Source organism: Luteimonas sp. Soil_N_1 (genome assembly GCF_057656255.1).
Map to the genome: position 1 here is coordinate 322,378 of NZ_JBDGKS010000002.1, position 25,609 is coordinate 347,986.

General features: G+C 69.2%; 23 protein-coding genes and 1 riboswitch. Of the genes, 4 read left to right on the forward strand and 19 right to left on the reverse strand.

Going from position 1 to position 25,609, the window contains the following annotated elements:
- Positions 1-14 precede the first annotated feature (14 nt).
- The 9 genes from nusB to glyA all read right to left on the reverse strand — a co-directional run bounded on the left by nusB (position 15) and on the right by glyA (position 7,476).
- The gene (nusB, locus tag AC3A4E_RS15240) at positions 15-479 is read right to left on the reverse strand and encodes a transcription antitermination factor NusB (protein ID WP_487632331.1); all 465 of its coding nucleotides are present in this window, start codon (positions 477-479) and stop codon (positions 15-17) included.
- A complete protein-coding gene (ribH, locus tag AC3A4E_RS15245; RefSeq protein ID WP_232134287.1) occupies positions 476-943 on the reverse strand; it encodes a 6,7-dimethyl-8-ribityllumazine synthase in 468 nt (155 codons plus the stop codon). The genes nusB and ribH overlap by 4 nt, the downstream gene beginning before the upstream one ends.
- Entirely contained in the window at positions 940-1,887 is a 948-nt protein-coding gene (locus AC3A4E_RS15250) for a phytanoyl-CoA dioxygenase family protein (protein ID WP_487632332.1), read from the reverse strand. Before AC3A4E_RS15250 ends, ribH begins: the two co-directional genes overlap by 4 nt.
- Positions 1,888-1,919: 32 nt before the next feature.
- Positions 1,920-3,032 (reverse strand): 3,4-dihydroxy-2-butanone-4-phosphate synthase, encoded by a 1,113-nt coding sequence (ribB, locus tag AC3A4E_RS15255; RefSeq protein ID WP_487632333.1) that lies wholly within the window; start codon positions 3,030-3,032, stop codon positions 1,920-1,922.
- Positions 3,029-3,646, reverse strand: a complete 618-nt coding sequence (locus AC3A4E_RS15260; RefSeq protein WP_487632334.1) for a riboflavin synthase — start codon at positions 3,644-3,646, stop codon at positions 3,029-3,031. Before AC3A4E_RS15260 ends, ribB begins: the two co-directional genes overlap by 4 nt.
- 98 nt (positions 3,647-3,744) lie before the next feature.
- A riboswitch (FMN riboswitch) is annotated at positions 3,745-3,893 on the reverse strand.
- Positions 3,894-4,035: 142 nt separating this feature from the next.
- Positions 4,036-5,136 (reverse strand): bifunctional diaminohydroxyphosphoribosylaminopyrimidine deaminase/5-amino-6-(5-phosphoribosylamino)uracil reductase RibD, encoded by a 1,101-nt coding sequence (gene ribD / locus AC3A4E_RS15265; RefSeq protein WP_487632335.1) that lies wholly within the window; start codon positions 5,134-5,136, stop codon positions 4,036-4,038.
- Between the two features lie 34 nt (positions 5,137-5,170).
- The gene (nrdR, locus tag AC3A4E_RS15270) at positions 5,171-5,692 is read right to left on the reverse strand and encodes a transcriptional regulator NrdR (protein ID WP_487632336.1); all 522 of its coding nucleotides are present in this window, start codon (positions 5,690-5,692) and stop codon (positions 5,171-5,173) included.
- Between the two features lie 18 nt (positions 5,693-5,710).
- Positions 5,711-6,235: an energy transducer TonB gene (locus AC3A4E_RS15275; protein WP_487632337.1), complete on the reverse strand. Its 525-nt coding sequence runs from the start codon at positions 6,233-6,235 to the stop codon at positions 5,711-5,713.
- The gene (gene glyA, locus AC3A4E_RS15280; RefSeq protein ID WP_487632338.1) at positions 6,208-7,476 is read right to left on the reverse strand and encodes a serine hydroxymethyltransferase; all 1,269 of its coding nucleotides are present in this window, start codon (positions 7,474-7,476) and stop codon (positions 6,208-6,210) included. The genes AC3A4E_RS15275 and glyA overlap by 28 nt, the downstream gene beginning before the upstream one ends.
- A 161-nt stretch (positions 7,477-7,637) precedes the next feature.
- On the opposite strand from glyA, the gene ettA reads away from it, so the two are divergent.
- From ettA to pyrF, 3 genes are all read left to right on the forward strand, one after another.
- Positions 7,638-9,299: an energy-dependent translational throttle protein EttA gene (gene ettA / locus AC3A4E_RS15285; RefSeq protein ID WP_487632339.1), complete on the forward strand. Its 1,662-nt coding sequence runs from the start codon at positions 7,638-7,640 to the stop codon at positions 9,297-9,299.
- Positions 9,300-9,432: 133 nt separating this feature from the next.
- Positions 9,433-10,170: a type I methionyl aminopeptidase gene (map, locus tag AC3A4E_RS15290; protein ID WP_487632340.1), complete on the forward strand. Its 738-nt coding sequence runs from the start codon at positions 9,433-9,435 to the stop codon at positions 10,168-10,170.
- A 10-nt stretch (positions 10,171-10,180) separates the two neighbouring features.
- Positions 10,181-11,011: an orotidine-5'-phosphate decarboxylase gene (gene pyrF / locus AC3A4E_RS15295; RefSeq protein ID WP_487632341.1), complete on the forward strand. Its 831-nt coding sequence runs from the start codon at positions 10,181-10,183 to the stop codon at positions 11,009-11,011.
- Between the two features lie 87 nt (positions 11,012-11,098).
- Here the strand turns inward: pyrF and AC3A4E_RS15300 are convergent, their stop codons facing one another.
- Genes AC3A4E_RS15300 through AC3A4E_RS15325 form a run of 6 tightly spaced genes read right to left on the reverse strand, consistent with a single transcriptional unit; the run spans position 11,099 to position 18,942 of the window.
- Positions 11,099-12,880, reverse strand: a complete 1,782-nt coding sequence (locus AC3A4E_RS15300) for a M61 metallopeptidase family protein (RefSeq protein WP_487632342.1) — start codon at positions 12,878-12,880, stop codon at positions 11,099-11,101.
- Positions 12,877-13,371, reverse strand: coding sequence for a RidA family protein (locus AC3A4E_RS15305; protein ID WP_487632343.1), 495 nt, complete (start codon positions 13,369-13,371; stop codon positions 12,877-12,879). The genes AC3A4E_RS15300 and AC3A4E_RS15305 overlap by 4 nt, the downstream gene beginning before the upstream one ends.
- 24 nt (positions 13,372-13,395) lie before the next feature.
- Complete coding sequence (locus tag AC3A4E_RS15310; RefSeq protein WP_487632344.1) at positions 13,396-14,967, reverse strand: S10 family peptidase; 1,572 nt, start codon at positions 14,965-14,967, stop codon at positions 13,396-13,398.
- On the reverse strand, positions 14,967-16,421 hold the full coding sequence (locus AC3A4E_RS15315; RefSeq protein WP_487632345.1) for a S10 family peptidase: 1,455 nt from the start codon (positions 16,419-16,421) through the stop codon (positions 14,967-14,969). The genes AC3A4E_RS15310 and AC3A4E_RS15315 overlap by 1 nt, the downstream gene beginning before the upstream one ends.
- Positions 16,418-17,809, reverse strand: coding sequence for an MFS transporter (locus tag AC3A4E_RS15320; protein WP_487632346.1), 1,392 nt, complete (start codon positions 17,807-17,809; stop codon positions 16,418-16,420). The genes AC3A4E_RS15315 and AC3A4E_RS15320 overlap by 4 nt, the downstream gene beginning before the upstream one ends.
- On the reverse strand, positions 17,806-18,942 hold the full coding sequence (locus tag AC3A4E_RS15325; RefSeq protein WP_487632347.1) for a pyridoxal phosphate-dependent aminotransferase: 1,137 nt from the start codon (positions 18,940-18,942) through the stop codon (positions 17,806-17,808). The genes AC3A4E_RS15320 and AC3A4E_RS15325 overlap by 4 nt, the downstream gene beginning before the upstream one ends.
- Before the next feature lie 62 nt (positions 18,943-19,004).
- On the opposite strand from AC3A4E_RS15325, the gene AC3A4E_RS15330 reads away from it, so the two are divergent.
- A complete protein-coding gene (locus tag AC3A4E_RS15330) occupies positions 19,005-19,493 on the forward strand; it encodes an Lrp/AsnC family transcriptional regulator (protein WP_487632348.1) in 489 nt (162 codons plus the stop codon).
- 20 nt (positions 19,494-19,513) lie between these two features.
- Here the strand turns inward: AC3A4E_RS15330 and AC3A4E_RS15335 are convergent, their stop codons facing one another.
- The 4 genes from AC3A4E_RS15335 to AC3A4E_RS15350 are packed head-to-tail and all read right to left on the reverse strand — an operon-like array spanning position 19,514 to position 25,549.
- Complete coding sequence (locus AC3A4E_RS15335; protein ID WP_487632349.1) at positions 19,514-21,007, reverse strand: S10 family serine carboxypeptidase-like protein; 1,494 nt, start codon at positions 21,005-21,007, stop codon at positions 19,514-19,516.
- Positions 21,007-22,293, reverse strand: a complete 1,287-nt coding sequence (locus AC3A4E_RS15340) for an amidohydrolase family protein (protein ID WP_487632350.1) — start codon at positions 22,291-22,293, stop codon at positions 21,007-21,009. The genes AC3A4E_RS15335 and AC3A4E_RS15340 overlap by 1 nt, the downstream gene beginning before the upstream one ends.
- Positions 22,290-23,516 carry an amidohydrolase family protein gene (locus AC3A4E_RS15345; RefSeq protein WP_487632351.1) on the reverse strand — a complete coding sequence of 409 codons (1,227 nt, stop codon included), beginning with the start codon at positions 23,514-23,516 and terminating at the stop codon, positions 22,290-22,292. Before AC3A4E_RS15345 ends, AC3A4E_RS15340 begins: the two co-directional genes overlap by 4 nt.
- Entirely contained in the window at positions 23,513-25,549 is a 2,037-nt protein-coding gene (locus tag AC3A4E_RS15350; RefSeq protein WP_487632352.1) for an amidohydrolase family protein, read from the reverse strand. Before AC3A4E_RS15350 ends, AC3A4E_RS15345 begins: the two co-directional genes overlap by 4 nt.
- Between the last annotated feature and the right edge of the window lie 60 nt (positions 25,550-25,609).

Sequence of the window (25,609 nt, forward strand, 5' to 3'; positions counted from 1 at the left end):
CAGCCGTGCGGGGCTCAACGCCCGCGCAGCGCGCCGACTTCCGGCGCGCGCCATTCCGCCGCGGCGCGGTCGAGTACGCCGTTGACGTAGGTGTGGCCGTGTTCGGAGCCGAAACGCTTGACCGTCTTCAGGGCCTCGTCGATGACGACGCGGTACGGCACGTCGACGCGGTGCTGCAGTTCGTAGGCTGCGATGCGCAGCATCGCGCGCTCGATCGGATCGACCTCTTCGATCGTGCGGTCGAGGAACGGTGCCAGTGCCGCATCGAGCTCGCGATAGCGCGTGCCCACGCCGTGGACCAGATCCTCGAAGTACGCGAGATCGGCGATCTCCTTGGCCTGCTCGTGCGCGAACTGGGCGACGATCTCGCGCGGCTCGGTGCCCGACATCTGCATCGCGTAGATGGCCTGCAGCGCGCGACGGCGCGCGCGCGAGCGCAGCACCGGGTCGACACCATGGGGTTTGCGGGTCTGGTTCATCCGATCTTGTCCAACAGGTTGCTCATTTCGATGGCGACCAGCGCCGCTTCTTCGCCCTTGTTGCCGTGGCTGCCGCCGGCGCGCTTCTCGGCGTCGACGTAGTCCTCGACCGCGAGCACGCCATTGGCAACCGGCACCCGGCTGTCGAGCGCCACGCGCATCAGCGCGTCGCTGCAGCCGTCGGCCACCTGCTCGTAATGACGCGTGTCACCGCGCACCACGCAGCCCAGGCCCAGCAGCGCGGCGTGTGCGCCGGCGGCAGCGAGCCGCGCGCAGACCACCGGGATCTCCCAGGCACCGGGCACGCGGATCACGTCGACCGCGTCCTCGGCGACGCCGTGATCGGCGAACGCCTTGCGCGCACCGGCGATCAGGGCGTCGGTGATCTTGGGGTTCCAGCGGCTGGCGACGATCGCGTAACGCGCACCGGCCGGGGCGCGCAGGTCGCCTTCGATGTAGCTCACTGCGCGGCACCCGCGGTCACGCGTGCAGTCGCCGGCAGCGGCGGCGCCTGCGAGGGCCCCAGACCGGGCACGGGCTGATGCTCGCGATGCATCCAGAATCCGCCCTCGCACGGCACCAGCGTGCAACCGTGCGCAATGCTGTCCGACTCGGAGTAATAGTGGAACACAGCGCTATTGCGGGTTTTGCTGGCATCGACGATCGGAGAGCCACCGTGGAGCAGGTACGCGCTCCAGATGAACACGTCGCCCTTGCGCGCGGGAAACGTCAGGGGCTCGAGGCCTCGCTCAGCCACTTCGCGGTCCATGTAGGCCTGCCAGGCAGGCATCTCGACATCGACCACGTGGTTGCTGCCGTTGCTGAACGCATACGGGGGGATGCGATGGCTACCCGGGTAATAGCGGAGGGGGCCGGCATCGGCATGGCAATCCTCGAGCGCAACCCAGATCGCAATCAGATGATGCTGACTGCGCGGCGTCATGAAGAGCGCATCGACGTGGTCGGCCTGCGTACTCCCCTGCTGGAAGCTCAGCGAGTTGCACAATACCGGCACATGCCCCAGCAGCTCGCGAAGGATCGGGGTGATGCGGGCGTTCAACGCGAGATACCTGACCTCCTCGTGCTCGAGGTAGAGGTCGTTCGTCTTGAACCGGTGGTCGCGTCGCGCATCGGCGTCCACATCCACCAGACGCGAACGGCGCCCGGTCACCATGTCATCAACTACGATCCGCGACTCTCCCTCATCCCAGGCACGTCGTACGCGAAGCTCCGCGCGGTCGAGCTCGTCGTCGCTGTAGAAGCCAGGAAGAACGGCGAAGCCGTTGGCGTCCCAATGGGCGCGCAGAGTCGCAAGATCGACCGCATTCTCCTGAGTGGTTGCGCGCGCACTGGCCGCAGCTTCGTCAGCCGCCGATTCCTTCCCGAACCATCTGGAGAAAATGCCCATTCCGCCTTCCATTCGTTGATTACAGCGCCATTCTACTGGTCCGCCGACGCCAGTACGTATTCGACGACTTCGAGGCCGTAGCCGGCGAGGCCCACCTGCTTGCGTGGCGTGCCGAGCACGCGCAGCCGGCCGAGGCCCAGATCGGCGAGGATCTGCGCGCCGGCGCCGTTGCGGCGCCACTGGCCTACGTCCTTGTCCTTGCCGGGCGGCCGGACCACGGTTTCCTTGCGCAGGCGTGCCAGCAGGGCGTCGGAGTCGCGCGGCGCCGACAGCACCACCATCACGCCCTGCCCTGCTTCCGCAATCGCGCGCAGCGCATCGCTGCCGGCGACGCCGAAATCGTCGCGGCGCCAGTGCAGCAGATCGGCGAGCGGGTTCTCCACCTGCACGCGCACCAGCGTCGGCGTGTCGGCGTCGGGCGTGCCGCGCACCAGCGCGAAATGCAGCTCGTGAGCGATGCGGTCGCGATACGTCACCAGATGGAAGGCGCCGAACTCGGTGTCGATCTCGCGCTCGTCGATGCGCTCGACGGTGTGCTCGGTGGCGAGGCGGTGGGCGATGAGATCGGCGATCGAGCCCATCTTCAGGCCGTGTTCGCGGGCGAAGACCTCCAGCTCCGGGCGGCGCGCCATGCTGCCGTCGGGATTGAGGATCTCGACCAGCACACCGGCCGGCTCCAGGCCCGCGAGCATCGCCAGATCCACGCCGGCCTCGGTGTGACCGGCGCGGGTCAGCACGCCGCCGGGCTGGGCGACCAGCGGGAAGATGTGGCCGGGCTGGTGCAGATCCTCGGGCTTCGCGTTCGCCTTCACCGCGGTGCGGATCGTGTGCGCGCGGTCGTGCGCCGAGATGCCGGTGGTCACGCCTTCGGCGGCTTCGATGCTGACGGTGAAGTTGGTCTGGAACTGCGCGGTGTTCGCGCGGACCATCGGCGCCAGACCCAGCTGCGCGGCGCGGCTGGGCGTCACCGGCAGGCACACCAGGCCGCGGCCGTGGGTGACCATGAAGTTGATGTCCGACGGCTTGACCAGCTCGGCGGCCATGATCAGGTCACCTTCATTTTCGCGGTCCTCGTCGTCGACGATGACCACCATGCGGCCCTGGCGGATCTCTTCCAGCAGTTCGGGTACCGGTGCGAAATTCATGCCGCCGCTCCCGCCGGGACGACGCCCGCGCTCAGCAGGCGCTCGACATAGCGCGCGACCAGATCCACTTCCAGGTTCACCGCCTCGCCGACGGGCGTGCTGCCGAACGCGGTATGCGCGACGGTGTGCGGCACCAGCGCGACCTCGAAGCCGCTCGCATCGACGACGTTGACCGTCAGGCTGACGCCGTCGACGCAAATCGAGCCCTTGTGCGCGATGTACTTCAGCAGCGCGGCCGGCGCGTCGAAGCGCCAGCGCTGCGCGCGTGCATCGTCGTGCACCGACGCGACGCTGCCGACGCCGTCGACGTGGCCGCTGACCATGTGGCCGCCGATGCGATCGGTCGGGCGCATCGCGCGCTCCAGATTCACTGCGCGGCCGGGCGCGAGCACGCCGAGCGTGGTCAGCGACAGGGTTTCGGTCGACGCATCCGCCTCGAAATGCGCGTCGTCGAATGCCACCACGGTCAGGCAGACGCCATTGACCGCGATGCTCTCGCCCATCGCCACGCCGTCGAAGGGCAGCGTGCCGACCGCGATGCGCAGCCGCGCGTCGCCGCCACGCGACTCGGTGGAAACCAGGCGTCCGACGCCCTCGATCAGTCCGGTGAACATGTCGCTGCCTCCGTCCGCACAGGGCACGCCCGCACGGTCAAGCCGAAAGGGAACGGTCCGGGACGCGACAGCGTGCACGGCCGGAAGGCCACGCATGAGGTCGTCTTCTCGCATCCGGACTCTGACCGTCGGCTCCGGAATTCGACCGGATCTGCTGACCCGCCGGCGGTTGCCGGCAGCGCTCGCGGGCTCGCGCGTCGCCGCGCCTACCGCCGGTGGGGACTTCCACCCCGCCCCGAAGACATTCGATTGTGTGTTGCCGGCAGGGCCGGCCCGCGCATTCTAGCAGCGCCCGTCCTGGGGCCTCTGGCGCTGTGGCGGGACGCTTCATTGCGCGGACAGCTGAATGTCGACGACGTCCGCTCAGCGCCGGGCGCCACCCGCACCCGTCAGGCAGCCGGCTTCGGCTGCAGCAGCAGGCGCAGGTCGTCGCCCACCTGGCGCGTCTCGACCGTCCGCAGATGCAGGCGCTGCGCCATCGTGTCGATGCCGAGGCCGTCGAACAGTGGCCGGCCGCGTTCGCCCAGCAGCACCGGCGCGACATAGAGCAGCAGTTCGTCGACCAGACCCGCACGCAGGAACGCGCCCGATAGCGTCGCGCCCGCTTCGACCTGGACCTCGTTGATGCCGCCTTCGCCCAGCGCCGCCAGCACCGCGTGCAGGTCGAGCTGGCCGTCGGCCGCGCGGGCGATCGCCACGCGCGGCGCATCGAAGCCGTGCGGCACCTTGGTGTCGGGGGCATGCACGTACAGCGTGGGCGCCGCGCCATCGCGCACGTTGCCGCGCGCGATCGTCGCCAGGCCTGCGTCCAGCACCACGCGCAGCGGCACCGCGAACGGCGCGTCCGCATCGAGACGCACGGTCAGCTGCGGGTCGTCGGCCAGGACCGTGCCGCTGCCGGTCAGCAGCGCGCCGGCGCGTGCACGCCAGCGCATGACGTCCGCGCGCGAAGCCTCGCCGCTGATCCATTTCGAATCGCCGTTGGCCATCGCCGTGCGCCCGTCGAGGCTGCAGGCGAGCTTGACCCGCAGCCACGGCCGTCCACGCTCGACGCGGGACAGGAAGCCGCGATTGAGCGCACGCGCCTGCGCTTCCATCAGGCCGGATTCGACCGCGATGCCGGCCGCACGCAGCCGCTCGAAGCCGGCGCCGTCGACCTGCGGGAACGGGTCGCGCATCGCCGCGACCACGCGCGAGACGCCGGCCGCGATCAGCGCATCGGCACACGGCCCGGTGCTGCCGGTGTGCGCGCAGGGTTCCAGGGTCACGTAGGCGGTCGCGCCGCGCGCACGCGCGCCGGCCGCCTGGAGCGCGAACACTTCCGCGTGCGGGCCGCCCTTCTGCTGGTGCCAGCCTTCGCCGACGACCTCGCCCGCGGCGACGATCACGCAGCCGACCATCGGGTTGGGACGCGTGGTCCAGGCGCCGCGCTCGGCCAGGCGCAGGGCCTGCGTCATGTGGCGGTGGTCGTCGGCAGTGAAATCGGTCATGGAACTCCCCGGACGCGGTGCTCTGCCGCGACAGTCAACGTTTGCGTGGCCCCTTCACCGGCGCGGCCCCGCCGTCGAGCAAGGGCAACTGGCCCTCGCCCGGGAGATCGCGTTCGAGCCGGTCGAGCTCCTCGCGGAAATCGGCCACGTCCTCGAACGACCGGTAGACCGACGCGAACCGCACGAAGCCGACATGGTCGAGCTTGCGCAGTTCGGCGATCACGAACTCGCCGACCCGGCGCGAGGAGACTTCGCGCTCGGCGGTCATGCGCAGCTGGTGCACGACCGCACGCACCGTGGTTTCGATCTGCTCTTCCGACACCGGGCGCTTGTGCAGCGCGCGGTCCATGCTCAGGCGCAGCTTGCGCGCGTCGAACGGCTCGCGGCGGCCATCGCCCTTGATGATCGCCGGCAGCTTGAGCTCGATGGATTCCAGCGTGCTGAACCGCTCGCCGCAGGCCTCGCATTCGCGACGACGACGGATCGTGGCGCCGTCCTCGGACACGCGCGAATCGATCACGCGCGTGTCGGTGCCTTGGCAGAAGGGGCAGTACATGGGCGCTCTGAGGGGAATTCAGCGTTCGGGGCCGTCGAACTCGACCGGCTGGCGGACCAGTGAGCGGACTGGCTGGCCGTGCAACATGGCTGGGGCGAAACGATACCCCAGCGCAAACTCCACAGCGCTGGCCTCATAGAGCGGATCGGAACTGCAACTCACCAGCGCCTCGGGTACCGAGCCGTCCTTCTCAATCAGGATCATCAGCACCACCTGCCCCGCACCATAAGCGCGAAGCGCCCTTCGCGGATAACGCAGTTGCTGCGGCGCCTCGCGCACGGTGGGATCAGAGGCAGCGGATATGTCCTGGTCGACAAGATCGCCGTACCAGGTTTCGAGACGATCCCGCAGCTGCGCTTCGGTCATCCGCGGCGTGGTACCGGGCGGGCAGAGCAGCAACTCTTCGGGATCGGCTTCGGCGTACACAGGATCGACGTGGCGATCATGGATGGCCTTGGCGTTGTACTCCTGCGCCGAAGTGGCTGCCAGCAGGGCGAGCAGCGATCCGGCCCACATCAGCCGTACACCGGATACCGCGCGCACTGCGCGGCGACCTTGTCGCGCACGGTGGCGATGACGCCCTCGTCCTTCGGTGCATCGAGCACGTCGCAGATCCAGTGGGCGAGATCGGTGCAATCCTGCTCGACGTAACCACGCGTGGTCACCGCCGGCGTGCCCAGACGCAGGCCCGAGGTCACGAAGGGCTTGCGCGGATCGTTGGGTACCGAGTTCTTGTTGACGGTGATGTGGGCGCGGCCGAGGGCTTCTTCCGCGTCCTTGCCGCTGACGTCCTTGCCGATCATGTCGACCAGCATCAGATGGTTCTCGGTGCCGCCAGAGACGATCTTGTAACCGCGCTCGATGATGACCTTGGCCATCGCCTGCGCGTTCTTGACCACCTGCTGCTGGTAGGTCTTGAACGCGGGCTCCAGCGCTTCCTTGAACGCGACCGCCTTGCCGGCGATCACGTGCATCAGCGGGCCGCCCTGGATGCCGGGGAACACGATCGACTGCAGCTTCTTGGCGATCTCGTCGAACTGCTCGCCGGCACCGGTCTGGCTCGCGACGATGATGCCGCCGCGCGGACCGCGCAGCGTCTTGTGCGTGGTCGAGGTGACGACGTGCGCGTGCGGCACCGGCGTCGGGTACACGCCCGCGGCGACGAGGCCCGCGACGTGCGCCATGTCGACGAACAGGTACGCGCCCACCTTGTCGGCGATCGCGCGGAAGCGCGCCCAGTCGACGATCTGCGAATACGCGGAGAACCCGGCGACGACCATCTTCGGCTTGTGCTCGACCGCGAGGCGCTCGACTTCGTCGTAATCGATCAGGCCGGCATCGTCGACGCCGTACTGGATCGCATTGAACAGCTTGCCCGATGCGTTGACCTTGGCGCCGTGGGTCAGATGACCGCCGTGCGCCAGCGACATGCCGAGGATGGTGTCGCCCGGCTGCAGCAGCGCGAAGTAGACGGCCTGGTTGGCCTGCGAGCCCGAATGCGGCTGCACGTTCGCGTAGTCGGCATCGAACAGCTGCTTGAGACGGTCGATCGCGAGCTGCTCGGCGATATCGACGTACTCGCAACCACCGTAATAGCGCTTGCCCGGATAGCCTTCGGCGTACTTGTTGGTCAGCTGGCTGCCCTGCGCCTCCATCACCAGCGCGCTGCAGTAGTTCTCCGAGGCGATCAGCTCGACGTGGTCTTCCTGGCGGCGGACCTCGTTCGCGATGGCCTGGGCGAGTTCGGGATCGTAGCTTTCGAGACGGGCGTCGCGCTGGAACATCGAGGGCTCCGGAACAGTGAACGGCGAGGCCGGCCATTGTAGCGCCGGCCCGCCCGGCGCGCGGCCCCGCCGGGCGCGAGCCGCTATAATCGGCGCCATCCCTTCCTCCCCCGACGCCGCCCGACCGGGCCCCGGCGCGGGCCGGCACAACCGGAGCCCCCATGTCGCAATACATCTACACCATGAACCGCGTGTCCAAGGTGGTCCCGCCGAAGCGGCAGATCATCAAGGACATCTCGCTGTCGTTCTTCCCGGGCGCGAAGATCGGCCTGCTGGGCCTCAACGGCGCCGGCAAGTCGACGGTGCTCAAGATCATGGCCGGCGTCGACACCGATTTCGAAGGCGAGGCGCGTGCGCAAGCCGGGACCAAGGTCGGCTATCTGGCGCAGGAACCGCAGCTCGATCCCGAGATGACGGTGCGCGAAGCTGTGGAAGAAGGCGTGGGAGAAGTGCTGCAGGCCCAGGCCACGCTGGACAAGGTCTATGACGCCTACGCCGAGGAAGGCGCCGATTTCGATGCGCTGGCCAAGGAACAGGAGCGCCTTGAGGCGATCCTCGCCGCCGGCGATGCGCACACGCTGGAAAACCAGCTCGACGTGGCCGCCGATGCGCTGCGCCTGCCGCCGTGGGAGGCCAAGGTCGGCAACCTGTCGGGTGGCGAGAAGCGCCGCGTCGCGCTGTGCCGTCTGCTGCTGCAGAAGCCGGACATGCTGCTGCTCGACGAACCGACCAACCATCTCGACGCCGAGTCGGTGGAGTGGCTGGAGCAGTTCCTCGCGCGCTACACCGGCACCGTCGTGGCGGTCACCCATGACCGTTACTTCCTCGACAACGCCGCCGAGTGGATCCTCGAACTCGATCGCGGCCGCGGCATTCCGTGGAAGGGCAACTACACCGACTGGCTGACCCAGAAAGACGAGCGCCTGAAGCAGGAAGACAACCAGGAAAAGTCCCGCCAGAGGGCGATCCAGAAGGAACTGGAATGGTCGCGCCAGAACGCCAAGGGCGGCCGCACCAAGGGCAAGGCGCGTCTGGCCCGACTGGAAGAACTGCAGTCGGTGGACTACCAGAAGCGCAACGAGACCAACGAACTCTTCATTCCGCCGGGCGAGCGTCTGGGCAATGCGGTGATGGAGTTCAAGGGCGTTACCAAGAAGTTCGGCGACCGCCTGCTGATCGACGACCTGTCGATGATCATTCCGCCGGGCGCCATCGTCGGCATCATCGGCCCGAACGGCGCGGGTAAATCCACGCTGTTCAAGATGATCACCGGGCAGGAGAAGCCGGATTCCGGCGAGATCGTCGTCGGCCCGACCGTGCAGCTGTCCTACGTCGACCAGAGCCGCGATGCGCTGGAGGGCAACCACAACGTCTTTCAGGAGATCGCCGGCGGCCTCGACATCCTCAACATCAACGGCGTCGAGATCCAGTCGCGCGCCTACATCGGCCGCTTCAACTTCAAGGGCCAGGACCAGCAGAAGCTGGTGGGCTCGCTGTCGGGTGGTGAGCGCGGTCGTCTGCACATGGCCAAGACCCTGCTGCAGGGCGGCAACGTGCTGCTGCTCGACGAACCGTCGAACGATCTCGACATCGAAACCCTGCGCTCGCTCGAAGACGCGCTGCTGGAGTTCCCCGGCAACACGTTCGTGATCTCGCATGACCGCTGGTTCCTCGACCGCATCGCCACGCACATCATCGCGTTCGAAGGCGACAGCCACGTCGAGTTCTTCCAGGGCAACTACCGCGAGTACGAAGAAGACAAGCGCCGCCGCATGGGCGACGACGCGGGTCCGAAGCGTCTGCGGTTCAAGGCGCTGAAGTAAGCGATCCGGCAACCGGTCCGCGCGGATGCCTGCGCGGACCGGCAGCCGAAGAGCGTCGAACCCCTCTCCCTCCGGGACGACGTGCCCGCCGTGGTAGAGGGGTCGGGGTGAGACAGACCACCGGGAGCGCCACATGACCATCCAGACCCTCGAAGAACTCGAAGGCCTCAAGCGCGCCGGCGCACTTGTCGCGCGCATCCTGTCGACGATGCGCGAACAGGCGCTGGCCGGCACGACGCCGCGCGAACTCGACGCCATCGGCGCCGACATGCTGCACGACGCCGGCGCGCAATCCGCGCCGGTGCTGACCTACGGCTTCCCCGCCGCGACCTGCATCAGCGTCAACCGCGTCGTCGCCCACGGCATCCCCAACGCGACGCCGCTGCAGGATGGCGATCTGGTCAACATCGACGTCTCCGCCGAACTCGACGGCTTCTTCGCCGACACCGGCGCGAGCTTCGTCGTCGGCACCGCGAGCGCCGCGCAGCAGCGCCTGCTGGATGCGACGCGCGAAGCACGTGACGCCGCCATCGCCCAGCTGCGTGCGGGCGAACTGCTCAGCAGTATCGGCCGCACCATCGAAACTGTCGCCGCACGCCGCGGTTTGCGCATCATCCGCAATCTGCAGAGCCATGGCATCGGCCGTGCACTGCACGAAGCGCCCGGTTCGATTCCCGGCTACTTCGATCCCCGCGACACCCGCCGTCTGCACGACGGAATGGTCATCACGGTCGAGCCGTTCCTCGCGACCCACGCCACGCGCACCGAAGACCTGGACGACGGCTGGTCGCTGATCTGCCCCAAGGGCTTTGGGGCGCAGTTCGAACACACGGTCGTCGTCACCCACGGCGCGCCGATCATCGTCACCTGAGAGCCGTTCCATGACGCACACCTTTATGCAGGCGCTGCGTGCGCGCTGGCAGTCCGCCGACACGCTCGTCTGCGTCGGTCTCGACCCCGAACCGGCGAAGTTCCCCGCACGTTTCGCCAACGACCCCGATGCGGTGTTCGCGTTCTGCCGCGACATCGCCGATGCGACCGCCGAATACGCCTGCGCGTTCAAGCCGCAGATCGCGCACTTCGCCGCGCTCGGTGCGGAGGACGCGCTGCAACGGCTGATCGCGCATCTGCATGCCGTGCACCCGGGCGTGCCGGTGATCCTCGATGCCAAGCGCGGCGACATCGGCAGCACCGCGCAGCGCTACGTCGCCGAGGCCTTCGAGCGTTTCGAGGCCGATGCGGTGACGGTGAATCCCTACCTCGGTCGTGATTCGGTGCAGCCGTTCCTCGACCGCAGCGACAAGGGCGTCGTGATCCTGTGCCGCACCTCGAATCCGGGCGCGGCCGATCTGCAGGACCTGCCGGTCGCGCACGGCGACGCCACACGTCCGCTGTACCAGCACGTCGCCGAGACCATCGCGCGTGACTGGAACGGCCACGGCAACGTGTCGCTGGTCGTCGGCGCGACCTGGCCCGAACAGTTGCGCGAAGTCCGCGCGATCGTCGGGGACATGCCGTTCCTGGTGCCGGGTGTCGGCGCGCAGGGCGGCGATGTCGAAGCGGTGGTCACGCATGCGAAGACCGCTGACGGCACCGGTTTGATGGTCAGTTCGTCACGCGCGATCCTCTACGCATCGAACGGCGACGACTACGCGGACGCCGCGGCGCGCGAGGCGCGCACGTTGCGGGATGCGATCAACCGGCATCGCTGAGGGCGCACGCTCCGTCGCCTGATCCGCCACGTGGCGCGGATCAGGCCGGCACCTCAGACCCGGTGCGCCCGCGGTCCGCGGGCGGATTCAATGCGCCGTGTCGACGCGGCACGCCGTGTCGGGCACGTCGGCCACGCGCGTCCACTGCCAGGTGTCCACCGTCTCGCCGCGCGGCTGGTAGCGGATGACGCTGTCCCGGCCATCGCGCCGGATCTGCAGTTCCAGCACGCCGTCCTGCTCGCCCTGGATCGCGTCCTGGCCGACCGGCTGCAGGATCTCGTCGCCGTCACGCAGACCGGCCGCCTCTGCCGCGGAGCCGGCGACGAGACCACGCACGATGCGCGTCGCCTCCACCAGCACCTTCGGCTCGAAGCCCAGTTCGTAGCGGCGCATCGGCCGCTGCACGCGGGTGAAGCACGGGCCGAACACGTCCGCGTCCGGCACCTGCACCTGGCCGTCCAGCATCGCGTGGAATGCGTCCACACCCGGCTGTCCGAGTTCGGCGTCGATCAGCGCTTCCCAGTCCGCCTGTTCGATCGGCAGATCCTGCGCGCGGCGTTGCTGCAGCGCCAGCATCAGGTCGTCTAGCGAGCGTGCGCCGTCGGAGGCCTTGCGGATCGCCGCGTCGACGTTGACGAAGTACACGTAGCCGCGGTCGTAGGGCAGCGTGCGGATGCGGGTGTCTTCCCAGAAGCGCCCGGCGACCTCGCGGTTGGGCGTTGCGCCGAACAGGTTGGTGTAGAAGCGCGCCATCGTGAAGTTGAGATCGCGCAGATAGGCCTCCGGCGTGACCATGCCGAAGCGGAACGGCAGCGTGCCCTGGTAGAACACCGCCAGGCCCTCGTTGAACCATGCCGCGCCCAGGCTGTCGTCCATGCCGCGCCCGCGCGCCATCAGCGGCTGGAAGGTGTGGAACATCTCGTGCGCGAGCGTGAAGCGCAGCGCTTCGGGATCGTTGCCGCGGTCGGTGTCGTAGGTCAGCACGAACGAGCGGTGCATGCCGATGCCGCCGCCGGGATTGACCTGGTTGCGGCGCAGGAACACGCCGTAGGGCGTCGGCGGCGCGTCGAACAGGCGCAGGTAATGCGCGTACAGCGCGTCGCCCCAGACCATGATGTCGCGGGTGTCGAACGGCGGGTTGCCCTGCCACGCGGAGAAGAAGCGGTCGGTGGCACCGTCTTCCGGATAGCGCTGGATCATGCCGGCCATGAAGTACGCGCTGTCGATCAGGCCGGCTGGTGCGACCTCGTCATCGGCCAGCGTGTCGAGGCTGCTCAGTCCGACCGCGCCGGCCGGCAGGGCCGCCAGATCCCATTCGGCGCGCATGCGGAAATCGCCCCCGGTCGGGCGCACCAGGAACGTCGCACCGCCGCCGGAGACCGCCTGGCTGTCGCCGCGCAGTTCGATCGGCGGCGCTGCGCCGCGGGCGGCGAGCGTATCGACGGTCGCGGCGCGGTAGTGCAGCTCGATCGCCCCTTCGGGCGCACGCGCCGCGAACCACTTCCGCTGCGTGGCAGGGTCCTCGCCACTGTCGCGAACTTCCAGCGGCAGCGGGCCACGCGCGTCGCGCGCTGCGAGTCCCGACAGCGATGCGGCGACCGTCGGCACGTTGCTCGACACCAGCGGCATCTGCAGCAGCGGCACATCTTCCGCGACCTGCACGCCGGTCATGGTCAGGCGCACGTCGACCGCCTCGACGCGTGTGCCGTCGGCCGACGGTGCCGGCGTCAGCACGTAGACCAGCGAGGCTTCCTGCGCCGATGCCGACCACGCGGCCAGCGCAAGCACGGCGGCGGTCGCGACCCGTTGCATCTTCGACATCACGTGGTCTCTCCGGTTCCGGTTGCAGCCGTCGCGCAGCGCGGTCATGCGGTGCCTCCGTCGATTTCCAGTTCGCCCTCGATCTCCACCGGAATGTTCCAGGGCAATTCGGCCATGCCGACCGCGCTGCGCACATGGCGCCCGACGACAGGCCCGAAGACCGTGTGGATCAGGTCGGAAAAGCCGTTGATCACGCTGGGCTGCTCCTGGAATCCCGGCGCCGAGGCGACCATGCCGAACACACGTCCCCAGCCGCTGATCCTGTCCAGGTCGCCGATGCAGGCCTGCACGCTCGCCAGCATCGACAGGCCGGTCAGCTGGGCGGCATGGCGGGCGGCCGCCACGTCGACTTCGGCCCCGACCTTTCCGAACGGGCCTGTCAGACGGCCATCGGGACCTTGCGGCCCGTGCCCCGCGATCAGCACACGCGTGCCCATGCACTGGGCGAACGCGAACGGCAGCACCACGCCCGGCGGCGGCACCAGCGGTGGTGGCAACTGCAGGCCAAGATCGGCCAGACGCGCGAGCACACGGCTCATCGAGCCGCGCTCGCAGTGCTGCAATCAGGGTGCAACGGCATCGGAAGAAGCTCCTGTGACGAATGCGCGGACATCCGCCGCGAGTGCGGCGCGGCTGTCTACGCCGATGTACGGCATGTGCCCGGAGGCATAGGTGCGCATGACGACGCGGGCCGGATCCATGCCCGACAGCGCGACGGCCTGGTCGGCGGCGCCGACCGTGGTCACCAGATCGTAGTGGCCGGTGGCGACCAGCACGCGCAGCGCCGGATTGCGCCGCATCGCGATGGCGAGCGACAGCGCGTGGTTCTCCTGCAACGGCGGCTGGCCCTTCCAGAAGCGGGCGTTGATGTGGCGGAACTCGATCGCGTTGTAGGCGCGAGCGGTCTGCACGCCCAGCGCGTCGCGCAGATGTGTCTGCAGCGTGGCGACGTACAGCGGCACGTACTGGCCCATCGCGGGATCGTCGGCGACAGGATCGCCACCGGAGGCGGCCAGCGGCAGGGTGAAACGCGCGTCGTAGGCGCCGACCTGCAGGCCGGCATCACGCAGCACCTCGCGTCCGAACGTCGACGCGTCCATGCGCAGATCAAGTGCGAGCCAGCGCGCGGCATCGATGCCGGTCAGCGCTTCGAGTTCGGCGGCGACGGCAGCACGCGTGTCGGCCGGCAGTCGCGAGCCCGCGAACAGCGCCTGCAGATACGGTCCTTCGGCGAACGTACGGGCGCGGGCGACATGCGCCTCGAGGGCGACGTCCTGTGGCACGGCGCGGTGGTACCACGCGGTGGCGGCCCAGCTCGGCAGACCGGTGGCCGAAGCGAGTTCCGGGCCACGGCGGCTGCCGTCCATCGACTGGCCCAGCAGCATCACACCGTTGAGGGTGATGCCGTCCATGCGACCGCTACCGGTCGGACCACCGGCCAGCAGGCGGGCCAGTTCGGCCGCGCGCACGGTGCCGTAGCTTTCGCCCATCAGGTAACGCGGGCTGCCTTCGCGGCCGTGATGCCGCAGCCAGTCGCCGATGAAACGCGCGACCGCGTCCGCATCCTCGCGGACACCGAACACGCGCTCGGCATTGGCCTCGCCGAACACGCGCGCGTAGCCCGTGCCCGGTGGATCGATCAGCACCACGTCGGCCACGTCGAGCGGCGACTCCGGATTGTCGACCAGCACGAATGGCGGCGCGGTCGGTGGCCGGCTTTCCGCACCGCCCGCCTGCGTGCCGTAGTCCGGGCGCTTCGGCCCGAGGAAGCCCATGTGCAGCCAGACCGATGCCGAACCCGGACCGCCGTTGAACGCGAAGATCACCGGACGCGCCGCATCGGTGCCTTCGGCGAGATAGCTGGTGGAGACGATCGACGCGATCGTCGCGCCGCCGGCATCGCGCAGCGGCCATTCCTCCACGACGCTGCGGTAGCGCAGCGCACGGCCGTTGAATCGCCCCCGGTGCTGGCGTTCGACGCGCGCCAGCAACGGTGTGCCGGCAGGCACGACCACGGCGTCGGATGCGATGGCCGGCGTCGCGGGCGGTGCGTCGGACGCGCCCGCTGCAGCGCCGGCCAGCACCAGCAACGCGCCGACGCCCCAGGCGCGTACGCCGGCAGTCCGCGGGCGCATCACGGCGCCGCCACGAAGCTGCGCAGGTCGTCGGCGAACTGCGCCAGGCTGCTTTCGATCGTGTACGGCATGTGCCCGCCGATGTAGTTCACCGAGCGCACCCGGTCCAGCGGCCAGCCCGAATGCGCGACCGCGTATTCGGACGCGCCGGTGGTCGTCGCGGTGTCGTGGTGGCCATGGCCCATCACGACACGGAAGTCCGGATTGGCGTCCATCACCTCGCGGATCCAGACCATGTAGGGCCAGTCGCCGAACGGCGTGGTGTTGCGGCCCCAGGTCCACGCATTGATGCCGCCGATGTCCGCAGAGCCGCGGTAGTCGGACGTGTCCTGGACACCGAACTGGGTACGCAGCAGTGCGTCCATACCGTGGCGGAATGCCGGCAGGGTGATGGCGGAGGGGTCGGTCGCGCCCGGGGACGTCCGCGTCGGATCCGGTGCGCCCGCATAGCGGGTGTCGTAGACGCCCAGCACCAGGCCTTCGTCCTTCAGCAGCTCGACACGGTGCTCGTCCTTGGTCAGCTTGAGCTCTTCGCGCAGCAGCACCTGTGCATCGACGCCGGTGTAGGCCTGCAGCTGCCGGGCGATCTCCAGCCGCTCCGCTGCGGGCAGGAACTGGCCCTGGAACAGCGCAGTCAGGTACTCGGTGCGCGCCCACAGCCGCACCTCGGCGAGCCACGCTTCGAGTTCACGGCCGTCGCGATCCACTCGGCCGTGATGCCAGGCCGTCGCGGCCACCGTCGGCAGCGAGACGACGTAGCTGATGATGTTCTGCTCGCGCTGCGCGTACTCGATGATGTTCAGCGCCTGGCCGAGCAGGAACACGCCGTCGATGCGCAGCGGCGTGTCACGCATCTGCATCTGGTGCGCCGCAGCCGCGGCGCGCAGCGTGCCGTAGCTCTCGCCCAGCAGGTACTTGGGCGAGTCGAGACGTCCGTGCCGCTGCGACCAGGCTTCGATCATCGCCACCAGCTGGCGTGCATCGGCGTCCACCGAATGGAAGTGTGCCGGCGGTGTGCCGTCGACGATCCGGCTGAAACCGGTGCCGGCCGGATCGAACAGCACGATGTCGGCGACATCGAGGATCGCGTAGGTGTTGGGCACCGTGCCGAAGCCTGCCGGGTCGGCATCGAGATCATCGGGGAACGCCACCCGCAGCGGGCCGAGTGCACCGGCGTGCAGATAGAGCGATGCGGAGATCGGCCCGCCGTTGAAGGCGAACAGCACCGGACGCGTGGCGTCGTCGCCGGCAGCGATGTGGCTCATCACCACGACATCGGCCGCGCCCTCGCCATCGCGGACCCGGTAGGTCTCGATGCGCGAGGTGTAGCGCACGTCCGTGCCGCCGAAGGTGCCGGTGTGCTCGCGTGCCGCATCAGGTACCGGCGCGGCATATGCGGCGAACGGCAGGCAGAGCGACAGTGCGAACAGGCAGATGCGGGCGGACGTCTTCATCGTGCGGGGTGCTCCGTGTCATTGGACGGGGTGTCGGCGGCGGCGCGGCGCGCGGCCAGTGCGTGCTGGATCTGCGCGAAGCGCCAGGCATCGAGGTCGTAGCGGCCGACCAGCCACCACGCCACCATCAACGCGGCGGCCGGTACCACGGCGAAGCCCCAGCGCAGACCGTTGACGACCGAGTCGGGGTGCTGCTCCACACCGGCCTGGTAGCCCAGCAGCACGAGCGCCATGCTGGCGACGAAACCGCCCAGCGCCATGCCGGTCTGTTGCACGAAGATCCAGGCGCCGTAGATCGTGCCTTCGCGACGCGCACCGCTGTTGAGTTCGTCGTACTCCACGGTGTCGGGGACCATCGCGTTGGGCAGCAGTTCGGCTGCCGCGTTGAACGCGCCGTGCACGAACATCAGGATGTACAGCGCCCACACCGCGCCCTGCGGCACCAGGCCCGGACACAGCCAGCACACGATCAGGCCGAGGTAGGCGATGCGGCAGGCTTCGCGCTTGCCGATGCGCGCACCGATCCGCGCCCACACCGGTGTCAGGAACACGCTGGTCAATGCGCCCACCGGATACAGCACGCCCATCAGCGCCGGCGACTGTCCGTGCACCACGGTGATGAAGTAGATCAGCAGCGCGCTGAAGGCCACGCTGGCCATGTTGCCGAACAGGTAGGCCAGCGACAGGATGCCCAGCGGGCGGTTCTGCTTGAGCGTGTCCCACTGCTCGCGCAGGCTCATCTTCTGCGGCTGGAAATCCACGGCGGGTGCGCGTGCGGTAGTGAAGAACGCGACCACGCCCGAGACCATGATCAGTCCACCGAACGCGAGACCGATCCAGCGGTAGCCCTGCGCCGGCGTGGCGGCCGCTTCCAGCAACAACGGCGCGCCGGCGATGGCCAGCAGCACCGCGATGCGCGCGGCCATTTCCTTGTAGCCGATCAGCTTCAGGCGTTCGTCGTAGTCGCGGGTCATCTCCGGCGCCATCGCCGAATACGGCACGTGGTACAGGGTGACGCCGGTGTTGACCACCAGGTAGATCGCCACGAACCACACCGCGGTCACCACCGGATCGCTGCGCACCGGCAGCGCGAACATCGCCGCGAACGCCACGCCCCACACCAGCGCACCGATCAGCAGGTACGGGCGACGCCGGCCCCAGCGCGACTGCGTGCGGTCGGAGATCGCGCCCATCAGGGGATCGGTGATCACGTTCCAGACCCGTGGCAGCAGCAGCACCAGTCCGGCCAGGCCCGCCGAGATGCCGTGGCCCTCGGTCAGGTAGTACATCAGGTAGATGCTGATGATGGCCATGTGCGAGGCCAGCGCGAACTGTCCGAACGACCAGCCGAACTTGGGTACCGCACCCAGAGTGGACGCCTGTGTCATCGCGATTGCTCCTCGAAAGTCCGCAGACCCGTTTCAAGACGGTCGAAGCCCTCGGCCACGTCCGCAGCCGCGCGTCCGAAGCCGATCCGCAGATGGCCCGGTCGGCCGAACAGATGGCCCGGCGCCACCGCCAGTGCCTGCGTGTGCCACACGAAGTCGCTGAAGGCCGCATCGCACCAGCCGGTCGGCAGTGCGGGAAAACAGATGCAGCCGCTTGCAGGCAGTTGCCCGCGGATCAGGCCTGCGTGTTCGAGCGCGGCGAGCCGCGTTTCGACCAGCGGGCGCGTCGCCGCCAGCACGCCACGCCAGTGCGCCTCGAACGGTTCGGGTGCTTCGAGCACACGCGCACCGATCGCATGGGCCAGTCGCGACGCGCTGCTCTCCAGACGCCGGTACGCCTGGCCGATGCGTGCATGCGTCTGCTCGCCGGTGACGATCCAGCCACACTTGAGTGCGTACAGCCCGTAGAGCTTGCTGAGGCTGCCGACGCTGACGAACCACGGCGAGTCATGCGCTGCGAGCGTGCGTGCAGGCGTGTCGTCGGTGAAGCCGCCATAGACCTCGTCGAACACGATCGGCACCTGCCGCGCCTCGGCGACCACGGCCAGCGCACGACGCGCCTCGCGATCGAGCACGAAGCCGGTCGGATTGTTCGGATTGGTCAGCAGCACCAGGCGCGTGTCCGGCCCGATCGCCGCATCGAGGGCCCCGGGCGTGATCGCGCCGGTGACCGGGTCGCGATCGAGATGGTCCACGCCCGCGCCCATGCTGCGCGCGAGGTCGACGAGCATGTCGAAGCACGGACGCTCGACGAGGATCCGCGCGCCGGGCTCGAGCAATGCGGCGCAGACGATCTGCACGCCCGCCGATGCACCGGCGGTGGCGAACAGGCGATCGACCTCCACCCCGTAACGCCGCGACAGCGCGTCGAGCATCAACGGATTGCCGTTGGGAAACGTGCTGCGGTAGTGCCCCGAAGCGGAGAGATCCAGCGACGCGGTCAGCCCCTGCAGCAACGCCGTGGGCTCTTCGATGGAACTGTCGAACAACTGGTTGCTTCCCGGACGTGCCTGGCAGGCGGCGACCTTATCCCGGACCCACAGTGCGTACGAGGCAACTGATGGCACGTTCATGCGCCTGCTCCACGCTCGTATGATCGGACCGTACCGTCGACACCGACAGGAGCCACGCCCAGATGTCCCCACCCGCCGACGTCCGCCTCGACCAGCACGACCTGCGCATCCTCGACACGCTGCAGCGCCAGGGCGACATCACGATGATGGAGCTGGCCGAAGTGGTGCATCTGTCGCACTCGCAGTGCTCGCGGCGCATCAAGCATCTGCGTGGCGCGGGTCTGATCCGCGGCTACGCCGCGCTGCTGGAGCCGGTGCGGCTCGGTCTGGGATTGAAGTGTTACGTGCATGTCCGTCTGCGTCACAACGCGGATCCGGCCTCGGCCTTCCGCGAACTGGTGGATGAGTGCCCCGAGATCCTGGATTGCGCGATGGTCACCGGCGACGGCGACTTCCTGATCAAGACGGTCACCCGCGACCTCGACCATTTCCGCGAGATCCTCGGGCGCGTTGCCGCGTGCAGCGAGATTTCCGACATGCGCAGCTCGATCGTCGTCGAGGACCTGAAGGCCAGCACGGCGCTGCCGCTGTCGGCGTATCGCGCCGGCTGAGCAGGCATGGACCGGCGCGCTCATGGCGCGCCTCCGACCAGTGCCCGCAGATCGGCGAACGAACGCGCACGCGCGTCCGCATCCGAATGCACCGCATGTCCGGCGGGGTAACGCGTGATCGTGAACCGCGGGCCGGGCAGCCCGGCCGCCTCGAACACGCGCACCGGCTCCAGATACGCGACCGACAGGTCGTAATAGCCCACGGCGACCCGCACCTGCAGCGCCGGCACCTGCTCGAGCAGGCTGCCGAGTACCGCTGCGGTGGACGCGCCGGCCTGCGCCGGCCACGACCAGTCCCAGGCGCCGTGCGCCTCCAGTGACAGCCGCACATACGGCGCATCGGTGCGATAGCCGACCTCGTGGCGCAGGTAGTGCTGCCAGGCCGCGTCGAGGTCGTAGTCGAGCGTGTAAGGCGACGTGGACGGGTCGTCATAGGGCGGCTGACGCGTGCGGGTCAGCGCGAGTGGCGCGTGGCGCCGCGTGTCAGCCGTGCCGATGCGATCGCCACGCGCGGCGAGCAGGCCGGTCTGGAACGCGAGCGGCGGCACGCAGCCCTCGGCCGCGGTCACGTCGTGCAGCGGCATGCCGGTGTCGGCCACGATGCGTGCGCGGTCGTCGGCATCGAAGGTGTCGCGCGTGCCCAGGAAGGCTTCGACATCGGCGGCGATGTCCGCCGGGGCGCGACCCGCCTGTGCACCGACGCCATGGAAGGCCGCCGTCTGCGCATAGACCGCGAGGTGTCCGTGACAGCGTGTGCGTGCGCGCTGCGCCTGCGCGTCGGCATCCGCCGCATCGGCACGCACGCCACCGGTCGAGGGCGAGACCAGCAGCAGGCCGCGCAGATCCAGTGCCGGCATCGCATCACGCAGGGCCTGCGCGGCCAGCGGCACGCGGATCCCGGCGTAGCTCTGTCCGACCAGGATCACCGGATACGATTCGCGGCCGTGCCGCCGCAGCCAGGCCGCGACGAAGCGCGCCGCCGAACCGGCATCCTGGACGACGCCCCAGTGCTGCGCGCCCGCACCGTCATGCAGCACACGGCTGTAGCCGGTGCCCACCGGATCGACGAATACCAGGTCGGCGATGTCGATCGGGCTGTGCGGATTGTCGCGGCTGCCACGCGCACCGGCGTCGTCAGGCGCGGCGCCGGGCGTGCGCGGCGCGAACGTCGCGTGCATGCCGACCGCGGCACTGCCCGGTCCGCCGTTCCAGAAGAACACCACCGGACGTTTCGCGTTTTCGTCGCCGGCGGCGAGGTAGCTCGTCGAGAACACCGTCGCCTCTGCGGTGCCATCCGCAGCGGACAGCGGCAGTTCCTCGGCGATCACGGTGATCGCGCGCGACGTGGTCGAAGCCTCGTCCGACCACGCCCACTGCACCTGTGCGGGCGCAGGCAACGCGGCATCGGCGCGTGCGTCGACTACCGGAGCCGTGGCGCCCGCGATGGCGAGTCCGGCCACCATCAGCCACGCAGATGCACGGTGACGTCGATGCAGGTTGGCGGTGCGGAACATCATCGCGGCGCACCCGGCGTGCGATAGCGGTCGCGCAGGCGGCTCTGGTAGCTGTCGAGCGGCACTTCGCGACCATCGATGAACACATGGCGGACATCGCTGACCGGTTCGAGCGGGCTGCCGGTGGCGATGACGAGATGCGCATGCTTGCCGACCGTCAGGCTGCCCATCGCATCATCCACGCCCCAGATACGGGCCGGCGCCAGGGTCATTGCCTCCAGTGCGACATCGGCGTCGAGTCCGTAACCGGTGGCCAGGCCGGCGAGATACGGCAGGCTGCGCATCTGCGCCATGCGCGGATAGCCGAAGCGCCGGATCTGCGCGACGCCGCCGGACGAGAACGCGAAGCGGATGCCGCGCGCCGCGAGTTGCGCCGGCACGCGGTAGTGCGCGTCGTAACGCTGGGTCGCACGCGGCAGCAACTGGATGGGCCCGAGGATCACCGGCACGCCGGCCGCGGCGATCGCATCGAACTGGTCTTCGGCATCGATGACGTCGGACAGGATCAGATCCAGATCGAACTCGCGCGCCAGTGACAGCGCCAGGCGGACGTCCTGCGAAGAGGTCGCCGAGATCACCACCGGCTGCTCGCGGCGCAGGACCGGCGCCAGTGCGTCGAGACGCGGGTCCGGCTTCGCCCGCGCCGACGCGTCCGCCAGGCGTGCACGCGCATCGGTCAGCAGTTGCCGCAGCTGCGCGGCCACACCCATGCGCGTCCCGGGTGCGCCTTCGCCGGACACCCGCTCGCTGACGTTGACGTACAGCGCCAGCGGTGACCGCACGACATGCCCCTGCGGACCGGCCGCCAGTTGCACCAGCGCGCCCTGCCCCGTCACCGGCAGGCTGTCGCCCGGCGCGACCACGGCGTGGGTGATGCCGTTGGCGCGCACGACTTCCAGATGCGCGGAGTCGGGATTGAAGGCATCGGCCACGCGGCCTTGCGGAAACATCGGCGTCGATGCTTCCAGCACGTCGTGCGCGGCGAACTCCATGTCGCGCTCGGCCAGGCCGAGGCTGGTCTCCGAATCGATCAGGCCCGGATACACCGTCATGCCGGTCGCATCGATGCGGCGCGCGCCGGCAGGCACCTCGACCGTCCCGACCGGCCCCAGTGCGGTGATGCGGCCATCGTCTCCGATCACCAGCGTGCCGGCCTCGATGACCGGCGCGGCCACCGGCAGCAGGCGTGCGCCGATGATCGCGGTCGACGCAGCATTGGCCGACGCGGTGCACGCCATCGCGAGTGCGGCGAGCACACAGGCCGCGGTCCGGTGCAGGCCACTCATGGCGCGATCTCCGCATCCGCGGTCGCACGATCGAAATAGCGCTGTCCGTCGATGTAGACCTGCTGCACGCGCGCGGCGGCGCTGAACGGGTCGGCGTCCCACAGCACGAGATCCGCATCCTTGCCGGTCTCGATCGAGCCGATGCGGTCTTCCAGACCCAGCACCCAGGCCGCATCGCGCGTGATCATGCGCAGCGCCTGCTCGCGCGTCGCGCCGTAGCGCACGACCTTGGCCGCCTCCTGGTGCATGCGACGGGTGATGTCGACCGAATCGCTGTGCAGGGCCACGTGCGTGCCCTGCTCCAGCAGCATCGAGGCATTCCACGGAATCGCGTCCCAGGCTTCGGCCTTGACGCCGAACCAGTCACTCCAGACCACGGCGGCGATACCGGCCTGCGCCAGCTGCGGACCGATCTTGTAGGCCTCGGTCGCGTGGTGGAACGCGCGGATGGTGAAGCCGGCCTCGCGCGCGATCGCGATCAGGGTTTCCATTTCGCCGGCGCGGTAGGCATGGATGTGCGCATACGCACGACCGGCGGTCAGCTCGCGCAGGATGCGGTCCGATTCGCTGGTCCTGCTGCTGTCCTTGCCCGCCGCGCTGCCGCGCGCATCGGCGGCGCGCACCGCGGCGAAGCGCTCGCGCAATGCGGCGACCGAACCCATGCGCGACGCGGGCGTGCGGCCCTTTGCGCCGTAGGTGCGGATCGGGTTCTCGCCGATGGCGAACTTGATCGCCATCGGTGCGTCCGTGACGAGCATGCGGTCCAGCGGTTCACCGATGCGGTTCTTGACCACCGCGCCCTGCCCGCCGATCAGATTCGCCGAGCCGGGCAGGATGAGCTGTGTCGTCGTGCCGCCGGCGATGGCGAGCAGGAATTCGTGATGGCGCGGATCGATGACGTCGACGATCCGCACTTCGGGCGTGAACGGCGCGGTCATCTCGTTGTTGTGGCCGCCGGTCGCGATGTGCGAATGCGGATCGACGATGCCCGGTGTCAGATGCCGTCCGCGGCCGTCCACTTCCGGCGTGCCTGCCGGCACCGCGAGATCCGCGCCGACACCGGCGATGCGCCCGTCCCGTACCCACACATCCGCCGCATCGAGCGTGCCGGCGTCCGACGCGGTCATGACGGTCGCGCCGCGCACCACCAGGTCCTGCGCCGCCACCGGCGTCAGACCCGCCAGCAGGCACAGCGCAGCGGCTGCGTGCCAAGGACGCCTCAATGCACGCGCTCCGCCGCATCGACGAACGGAACCACGCCCAGCGCCTCGTAGATCGCCGCCGGCTGGTAGACGCGGCCGGCGCGCGAGACCAGACGCACCTTGCGGATCGCGTTGATGTCCTGCAGCGGATCGCCCGGCACCAGGAAGAAGTCGGCCGCCTGGCCGGGGGCCAGCGTGCCGTAGGTATCGGCCAGACCGAGGTAGGTCGCCGCGCCCACGGTGCCGGCACGCAGCGCATCGGCGTTGCCGAGCGCACGCGCGTACAGCTCGATCTCGCGATGCACGGTGAAGCCGGTGCCGTCATCGGTGCCCGGCAGCAGCGGCACCCCGTTGTCGTGCAGCAGCTTCATCGCTTCGAGCATCTTCGTAACCCCGGCGTGGTAGTCGCGGTCGAGTTCGGGCGTGAGGTCCGGCACGTAGGTGCGATAGCGGAACCGGCGGTAGCTGACCGGCATGTGGTCGAGGAAATGCTCGCCGCCCGGGGAGATGCCGCCCGCACGGCTGAGCATCAGCCGCTCAAGGATCACTGCGGTGGTATCGAGCGCGATGCCGCGCTCGCGCATCAGCGCCAGCGAATGCGCCACGCGCGGCGAGGCCTGCAGGTCGAACCCGGCCAGACGTGCCATCGCGGTCAGGCGCAGCGGCGTGCGCGTGTCCTCGCCATCCTCCAGCACCCAGCCCAGCGCGAGCTGGTTGAAGTGTGCGATCTCGTCATAGCCCGCTTCGATCATCGCGTCGGGCGTGGTGAACGCCGGCACGTGTCCGGTCACGCCCAGCCCGAGGCGATGCGCTTCGTCGGCGATCGGCGCGATCCACTCGGGATTCATCGAGTTGTAGATCTTGATCTGCCAGAAGCCGTCGCGCGCGTAGTCGCGCACCGCCTGCAAGGCTTCGTCGAGCGTGTCGGCGACGACGCCAGTGCGCGCCGAATACGGGCTGCGGCCTTCCAGGAATCCGTTGCGCACGATGCGCGGGCCGGCCAGTTCGCCGGCCTCGATCCGGCGCATCAGATCGGCCAGGCGCTGGTTGTCGTTGCCCATGTCGCGGATCGTGGTCACGCCGGCGGCGAGGTACCACCAGCCGGTGTCGATCGAGGTATGCGCATGCATGTCGTGCAGGCCCGGCAGCAGCACGCCGCCATCGCCTTCGTAGACCGCAATCGCGTCATCGAGCGTGGCATCGACGGCGACCACGCTGTCGATCCGCCCATCGCGCACCACCACCGTGGCGGGCGCGGACAGCGCCGCCGACACGGGGTCGAGCACGCGCACATTGCGCACCGCGAATCCCGCGTCGTGCACGGTGGACAGGCGCTGCTGCAGATCGACATTGCGCGCGGTCTCGGCATCGCTGACGGCCGCGTGCAGTGCTTCCGCCGCGGCTTCTTCGCCCTCGCGGATCGCGGTGCCGGCACTGCCGAGCAGCGCGAACACCGCGCCGTCGCGATCGAGCGCCAGGTATTCGGGTGCCAGGTCGAGACCGACGATGCGCACCAGCGACAGACCGCCGCCGGTGTCGGGCAAGGTGGTGACTTCTTCGCGCCGCAGGGTGCCGCCGGGCACCACGTCCAGACGCTGGTCGGGCGCCTCGCGCAGCAGCCGCTCATAGACGATCAGCGCCCACGGACTGGCATCGTTGACCACGTACAGCGGTGCATCCGCCGCCGGTGTTTCGCCGCTGTCGGCCTGGCTCTGCCAGCGGGCCACGCCATCCGCGTAGTGGTACCGCTCCTGCACCGGCCCGCCCATCAGCGAGGTGCCCTCGATCTGCCACGTCAGCGGCACACCGGTCTCCGACAGCGTGAGCGTCTCGCGGTGCTTCGGCCCCCGGCCGTTGTTGTCGACGTGGAAGTCGACGTGCAGCGTGCCGTCCTCCAGCGCACCGCGCAGGTGGCCGACCGTCTCGCCGTTGGCGACCATCGTGTAGCGCGCGTCGCCCGGTACCGTGGCAGCGCGTTCGGACGCGCATGCCGCGAGCAGGGTCAGCATCAGACCGGTGGCGGCCAGGCGGCCGGCGGTGGCGAACAGTCGCATCGATGTCTCCAGAGTGTCGTGTCGGCCCGGGCCGCGACGTCGCGGCCCGGGCGAAATGCG